Here is a 7,268-nt window from a genome sequence, read left to right on the forward strand (position 1 = left end):
GACCTCGTGGGGTTTGGCGGGTGTTTATCAGACCGCCTGGCGGACTTCGCGACCCTGTTCGTCGATCCCGCCGATGTCGGCGTAGCAGACGGTGGGCGACTCGACAACTTCCATCGCCTGCGCCCGCGCATCCGTCTCGTCGTCGAGGACGGTCTGGACGGCAAACGAGTCGTTGATGGCGACGCGGTCGCCGGGCTCGATGTCGTCGTAGCGTAGGTTCGGTGCGAACTCGGTCAGAACTTCCTGGTTGTTGCCGTGTTGTTTGATGATGACGCCATTGTCGGTCAACTCCTCGACCGTGGCGATGTAGTACGAGGCCGTCTTCAGGGCCTCGTTGCGTGCTTTCATCTGGTCGACCTCGTCGACCAACTCGGCGTGCCGGTTGTCAGCAGTCTGGAGACGCTGGGTGAGTTCTCGGTTGACCTCGACCATGCGTTCGAAGTGCTGGCGGAGTGCAGAGAGACGCTCTGCATCCGACATCTCGGGGTCCAGATCGAGATGAGGGCGTTCCGGGAGAGATGGACTCCGTGACATCAGTGATTGGACGCACTTAGGTGTGCGCGTAAATGTGCCTTTGGGTCAGGGAACATTGGTACGCCTCTCGAAAAGGCCATACGTACCGGAATGGCGCAGCACGTCTACTCACCGAATGAAAAATGCAGTCGGGAGGAAGGTGCGGAGGTATTGGTCTTCAGGTCGCCCCTCGCTCGGCCCGGACACTACTCCTCCGCAAGCTAATAATAGACCGGCCAGTGACTTGAAACAAATTCGTCATTACCGAGAACGTCGGGAGAACTAGTACGTTACTACTTCTCCCGTATTTTCGGGGCGAGACGGTGACCGGGGGACTGGACTATCCGTCGTTCGGTTCGTTAGGGCGTCGGGTCGGTTCGTTCGCCCTGATAGCTCCCGTCGTACGTCTCGTTGTGGTTCGCCTTCGTGAGTACGATTTGCGCGACTCGCGCGCCGCGTTCGAGTTCGATGGGGTGGTGTACTTGCAGCAGTCCTTCCCCTTTGCCCTCGTAGCCGGCGTCCCAGACGGCGGTGTTGAGCATACACGAGTTCCGCATCAGCGACGAGCGAGGGTAGATGAACCCAACGTGTCCGTCGGGGATGTGGACCGTCTCGGCGTATTGGAGGACGTACCCACCGGGTTCGAGGTGGTACGATTCCGTATCGGCATCGGCGAGGTCGAGTTCGCGGCGCTCACCGATTGTCTTCCCCTCGCGACCGATGCGGCCGGGTTCGACCTGTTCGAGCACCGAGTCGAGTGTCAGGTCCACGCCATTGGGTTGGACCTGTTCGTCGGTGACTGGCGAGATATGCTGTGCGACGAAGGAGCCAGCGCGGTACATAATTGGTCAGCGTTGGGGGGGCCAAAAACAGTAGCGAAACCCGAGTCAACACATAAACCTCGGGGACGGTTATCATGGAAGAACCACCAAGGAGTTTAATGGTCCTTAGACGCTAGAAACCCGGAGACGGCGGTATCCTTCACGTTCGAAGATAGGGAAGTACGCGGGATTTATATCCGAGGGCCATCGACATTCGCCTGTTATGGGACAGACGCTCACGGAAAAGATTCTCTCGGACCACCTCGTCGAGGGCGAACTTACCCCCGGAGAGGAAATTGGAATCGAAATCGACCAGGTCCTGATGCAGGACACGACTGGGACGATGGTGTGGCTCCAGTTCGAGGCACTCGACCTCGACGAGGCCCAGACCGAACTCGCAGCCCAGTACTGTGACCACCAGACCTACCAGTTCGACTTCAAGAACACGGACGACCACCGCTTCCTCCGTTCCGCGGCCGGGACATACGGTGCCCACTTCTCCCGACCCGGTAACGGTATTTGTCACAACGTCCACAAGGAGAACTTCGCCGCACCCGGCAAGACGCTCCTCGGCTCCGACTCGCACACGCCGACTCCCGGTGGTCTCGGCCAGCTCGCCATCGGTGCAGGTGGTCTCGACATCGCCGTCGCCATGGGTGGCGGCGCGTACTACGTCGAGATGCCGGAAGTCGTCAACGTTCGCCTCGAAGGCGAGCTTCCCGAGTGGTCCTCTGCGAAGGACGTTATCCTCGAGATGCTCCGCCGCGAGACCGTCAAAGGCGGCGTCGGCAAGGTCTTCGAATACTCCGGCCCCGGTGCTGAATCGCTCTCCGTGCCCGAGCGCACGACCATCACCAACATGGGGACGGAACTCGGCGCGACCTCGTCCATCTTCGAGACGGACGAAAAGACCAAAGACTACCTCGAACGCCAGGGCCGCGGCGACGAGTACGTCGAGCTGACGGCCGACGACGACGCGGAATACGCCGACGAAATCGTCATCGACCTCTCGGACCTCGAACCGCTCATCGCCTGCCCGTCGATGCCCGACAAGGTCGTGCCCGTCCGCGAAGTCGCCGGCAAGAAGGTCGAGCAGGTCCTCGTCGGTTCCTGTACGAACGGTGGCTACGAGGACATCCTCCCGGCCGCGAAGATGTTCGAGGGCCGCGAAGTCGCAAAGCACCTCGAAATGATTGTCGCACCCGGTTCGAAGCAGGCCGGCGAGATTCTGGCCCGCGAAGGCTGGACGGCCGAGATGATGGCCGCCGGTGTCAACGTCTCCGAGGCGACCTGTGGACCGTGTATCGGTATCGGCCACGTGCCCGCCTCTGACTCCATCTCCCTGCGTACCTTCAACCGCAACTTCGAGGGTCGCTCCGGTATCGAAGACGACAACGTCTACCTCTGCTCGCCGCAGGTCGCTGCTGCCGCAGCACTCAAGGGCGAAATCGTCGACCCGCGCGACCTCGCCGACGAACTCGACGACCTCGAAGCGCCCGGCGTCGAGCTTCCCGACGAGTACGACGGTTCCAAGACGGACCTCATCTACGCGGAAGACGCCATCGACGACGACCTCATCAAGGGACCGAACATCGGCGAAGTCCCACTGCAGGACCCGCTCGGTGCCGACATCTCGGGTGAGGCACTCCTGAAGATGGAGGACAACATCACGACCGACCACATCATCCCGGCAACGTCCGACATCCTCAAGTTCCGCTCGAACATCGAGCGCCTCTCGGACTTCACGCTCTCGCGTGTCGACGAGACGTTCGCACAGCGCGCCAAGGAAGCCGGTTCCGGTGTTCTCGTCGCTGGCGAGAACTACGGTCAGGGTTCCTCCCGCGAACACGCCGCGATGTGTCCGATGTACCTCGGCATCGAGACCGTCCTCGCGCAGTCGTTCGCTCGCATCCACAAGGCGAACCTGTTCAACTTCGGTATCGTCCCTCTCTCCATCGACGAGGAGACGTACGCGAAGATCGAACAGGGCGACGAGGTCGAAATCGTCGACGACGTGGCCGCCGCAGTCGAATCCGGTCAGGAAGAGTTCACCATCCGCGTGAACGACGACTGGGAAGCAACGGCGGAACTCCACGCATCCGAACGCGAGCGCAACATCCTCGCGGCCGGTGGCAAGCTCACCCTCACGAAGCAGCAGGCTGAGGGCGGCGCTGCCCCCGCGGACGACTAAGTCCACACCCAACATTCTCACGTTTTTCGGCCGGTGAGCGGCCGCACCGTGAGCGCCATTCATTCGACTCGGTGAGCGCCATTCATTCGACCGATTACAAACGATATTCGACCGTAACTCACACACGAGCGAAGCCGCGTGCTTTTCCATCACCGTCACATACCGCCGAATGTGAGGGAGTTCGACGACGCACTCGCCGACAACGTGGTCATCCGGCAAGCTGACCGCGCCGATTTACTCGACGTGCTCCGCATCGAGCGGGCGTGTTTCTCAGAGCCGTGGCCATACTCGGCGTTCGAGCTATTCGTCGACGAACCCGCATTCCTTGTGGCGACTCGCGAAAACGAGGTCCTCGGCTACGTCGTCGCCGACGTGATGCCGAACCACGGCAACGATATCGGCCACGTCAAGGACCTCGCGGTCCGAGAAGACGCCCGCGGAAACGGACTTGGTCGGCGACTACTCGTACAGTCACTGGCGGCGATGACCATCGCAGGAGCGACCGTCGTCAAACTCGAAGTTCGCGTCTCTAACGACCCGGCGATACGGCTCTACCGGAGCGTCGGCTTCGAATCCGCCCGTCGAATTCCCGGCTACTACGGCAACGGGGAAGACGCCTATATCATGGTTCTGGACCTCAGCGAGTGGAAATCTGACTGACACAAGCGCGGTGAAGTTCGTGGGAGTCCTTATCATGGACACGGTCGTACTTCGATTGTGTCACCGCCAGCCGAAGTTCTCTGTGTAAGTGACGACGGCGGTTTTGTGGATTCCCTCGAATCGTCGTTCGACTCACGTTCCGAGGACACAACCATCCGCCACGTCAAAAGCGGATTCGCTGCCTACGCGGAGCTTCTCGATGCAGCGTCGGTTATCCACTGTGTCGTCCTCGCTGTCCCGCTCGCAGACGGTGACGAAGCCGAATTTACCCGCAATATTCGCGAACACGGACTTGACGTTCCAGTCGTCGTTGCGACCGACGACGAGCGCGTCGCCAAGCGGGTTCTCGACGCGGGCGCGACGGATTATGTCGTGTACGACGACCCCGAAACGCTGTCGCGGGTCGCCACTCGTGTCCAGCGAGCGCTTTCGGAATACCGCTTTAGACAGTCCCATCGCGACCGCCTCGAACAACAGGAACGAGAAGCAGCGGCCGAGCAGTACGTCCGAATGGTGGACGCCGTCGCCGACGCGGTATACGCGATCGACGCCGACGGACGGTTCACCGCCATCAACCCCGCGTTCGAGCGTCTCACGGGACTGACGCGCGAGCAGGTCATTGGCTCGCCTGCGAGTCACATCGTCGGAACCCACGACCCAACCGACGGCGGTGACGGCGACGACCCAACCGACGGCAGTGATAACGCCTTTGTGGCGACATCGACGCAGATAGTCGAGTTCGAGCTAGAGACGCCCGACAACGGCGTGGTTCGGGTCGAAAACCACCGGACACCACTCGTCGTCGACGGCGAAGAAGTCGGGTCGGTCGGCGTGCTTCGCGACGTGACGCAACGACACCGCTACGAGCAGTTACTGGCGACACTTCACGAACGAACACGTGAGATGATGAGTGCAACCAACCGGGAGGCGGTTCTCGACGCCGCCGTCGAAACCTGTGACGAGGTACTCGGCGACGCTCGAACTGAGTTGTTCGTCTTCGACGAGGACCGAACCGCTCTCACTCGCGTCGGCGAGGAGGGGTCGGGTCTGGGTGAGAAGCCGCCCAGTAGCGGTATCAGCGACGGCGGCGTCTGGGAGGCGTTCGTCACCGGCGAGGTTCGCGTTGTCGAGGTGATACTGGGCGGGGATGTCGTCGATGGCGCAGAACAAGTTATCGCTGCGCCACTCGGTCGACACGGCGTCCTCGTCACCGGCCATCCGGGAACCGTCGCCCCGAACGAGGTCGACGTCGAACTCGTGAACTTGCTGTCTGCCACCGTCGAAGAGTTACTGGAGCGAATCGACGCAGAAACCGAGTTACGCGAGCGCGACAAGCGACTTGCCAGACAGAACAAGGCGCTCACGAAACTCAACCGGATAAACACGACTATCCGAAACGTCATTCAGTCGCTCATTCGTGCCCCAACCCGTGGCGAGGCACTCTCCGCCGTGTCCGAGCATCTCGCCGATGCAGCCCCTTACAGCGTCGTCTGGCACGCCGAAGCGAGCGAGGTCGACGACGAGTTCCGGCCACCGCCAGACACCGTACACGGAGCGGATGCCGCCTACATAGATAGACTCGGTGAGGTAGCGACGAACGCACCGCTGTTCGGTCTGCTCACCGACGCCATCGAGACGGGTGAGATACAGACCGTCGACGACGTGCTCGACGACCTCGCATGGGCGGACCACCGAGGCGATGCGCTCGCCTACGGATTCCGGTCTATTGCAGTCATCCCCGCGGTTGCCGACGACCGGGTCGAAGCGTTGTTCGTCGTCCACGCAAACGAACAGGAGACCATCGCGAACGAAGACGGCCTCCTCACGGAACTCGGAGAGACCGTAGGCTACGCCATCACCGCGACGAATCGCGCCGATGCCATGCTGACAGAACGACAGACACAACTCCAAGTCCAACTCGGTGGCGACCGACTCTCACTCACCCGTCTCGCTCAGCGCGTCGGCCACGAGGTGAACCTCACTGGAGTCATCCCGCAGTCGGATGGCTCCGTCATCGCGTTTATCGTCACCGACGCAGCCCCCGACGACGTGGCCGATGCGGGACGGGACGTTGCGACTCGTGTCAGACAACTCTCGACGGATGGGTCAGAACATCTATTCGAACTTCGTCTTCCGCGAGAATCGTTATTCGAGACACTGTACGCCTCCGAGGCAACGCTCTGCGCACTGCACGCGTCAGGAACACAGACCACGCTCACAGTCGAAGTTCCGGAGCGAATTCGCGTCCGGTCGTTCGTCGACGCACTCGATACGAACTACCCCGGCACGAGCCTCCTGTCTCGTCGGACCTGTACCGAAGGAGCCACGTCACCGGCGACGTTCGTCTCCGAGATACGCGATGCGTGGACGGACCGCCAGTACGAGTCGATTCGGGCGGCACACCTCGCGGGATTCTACGAGTGGCCGCGTCGCAGTACGGCGGAGACGCTTGCCGAGACGTTCGACATCAGCGCGCCGACGTTCCAGTACCACCTTCGCGCCGCCGAACGGAAGCTTGTCGAACACGTCTTCGAATGAGGCGTGTTACCAATTGTTTCTCAATCAGGACTCTAGGTGAATAGAGTCGTCACAGGAGACACCACTAGTTGGATAGCAGGGAGCGATATATCCACAACTGCCGACAGGGTAGATGTCGGCATCTCGCCGACGCGAACCGAACCATGGACGAAACTCGCGTATTACAGGGCAATGATGTGGGATGGAACACTGGCACGAGCGAAGAGGTTGTCGCTCGACATGATTGGGATGGACAAGACACACTCGCTGTGACTGTCGTTTCGGCGACCGCCCAACTACTGGACGAAGACGTTTCTGAGCTTCCACCGCTCTCCGAAACCATCGACCCGGATGCGCTCAGTCGACTGTTCGCCCCGCTGTCCCGGGAACCAGCGTCGGGCGAGCAGATTGGGCGTGGGTCGGCAGGCTCTGCACGCGGGCGAGTCCGGTTTCGGTACGCTGCCTGTGACGTGACCGTCTGGGCCGACGGGACGGTCATGGTCACGTCTGCCTAACAGCATCGCGACGCAATTACCATCACCACCATAGGACACACCACAGAGGGG

The 7,268-nt window shown here is 61.3% G+C and carries 5 protein-coding genes and 1 pseudogene; 4 read left to right on the top strand and 2 right to left on the bottom strand.

Translation table 11 applies throughout. The annotated features are described in order from the left end of the window. Positions 1 to 30: 30 nt before the first annotated feature. Together QT222_RS09960 and QT222_RS09965 are read right to left on the bottom strand one after the other, a co-directional pair. Positions 31 to 534 (bottom strand): annotated as a pseudogene (locus QT222_RS09960) (26S proteasome regulatory subunit family protein); the annotation flags it as partial. A gap of 338 nt (positions 535 to 872) precedes the next feature. Next, positions 873 to 1,355 carry a deoxyuridine 5'-triphosphate nucleotidohydrolase gene (locus QT222_RS09965; protein WP_004059422.1) on the bottom strand — a complete coding sequence of 161 codons (483 nt, stop codon included), beginning with the start codon at positions 1,353 to 1,355 and terminating at the stop codon, positions 873 to 875. Between the two features lie 202 nt (positions 1,356 to 1,557). Between QT222_RS09965 and QT222_RS09970 the strand changes: the two genes are divergently transcribed. The 4 genes from QT222_RS09970 to QT222_RS09985 all read left to right on the top strand — a co-directional run bounded on the left by QT222_RS09970 (position 1,558) and on the right by QT222_RS09985 (position 7,217). Then, positions 1,558 to 3,525 (top strand): aconitate hydratase, encoded by a 1,968-nt coding sequence (locus tag QT222_RS09970; protein ID WP_491477079.1) that lies wholly within the window; start codon positions 1,558 to 1,560, stop codon positions 3,523 to 3,525. A 171-nt stretch (positions 3,526 to 3,696) separates the two neighbouring features. Beyond that, the gene (rimI, locus tag QT222_RS09975; protein WP_004059414.1) at positions 3,697 to 4,185 is read left to right on the top strand and encodes a ribosomal protein S18-alanine N-acetyltransferase; all 489 of its coding nucleotides are present in this window, start codon (positions 3,697 to 3,699) and stop codon (positions 4,183 to 4,185) included. Between the two features lie 105 nt (positions 4,186 to 4,290). Continuing rightward, positions 4,291 to 6,723: a bacterio-opsin activator domain-containing protein gene (locus tag QT222_RS09980; RefSeq protein ID WP_491477080.1), complete on the top strand. Its 2,433-nt coding sequence runs from the start codon at positions 4,291 to 4,293 to the stop codon at positions 6,721 to 6,723. A 143-nt stretch (positions 6,724 to 6,866) separates the two neighbouring features. Beyond that, positions 6,867 to 7,217, top strand: a complete 351-nt coding sequence (locus QT222_RS09985; protein WP_491477081.1) for a HalOD1 output domain-containing protein — start codon at positions 6,867 to 6,869, stop codon at positions 7,215 to 7,217. Positions 7,218 to 7,268 lie beyond the last annotated feature (51 nt).

The sequence above is a fragment of the Haloferax sp. s1 genome (assembly GCF_058382125.1).

What these genes read in the sequence shown, in the direction of transcription:
- QT222_RS09965 (WP_004059422.1), bottom strand. Translation starts at nt 1,355, where the DNA reads ATGTACCGCGCTGGCTCCTTCGTCGCACAGCATATCTCGCCAGTCACC.
- QT222_RS09970 (WP_491477079.1), top strand. Translation starts at nt 1,558, where the DNA reads ATGGGACAGACGCTCACGGAAAAGATTCTCTCGGACCACCTCGTCGAG.
- QT222_RS09985 (WP_491477081.1), top strand. Translation starts at nt 6,867, where the DNA reads ATGGACGAAACTCGCGTATTACAGGGCAATGATGTGGGATGGAACACT.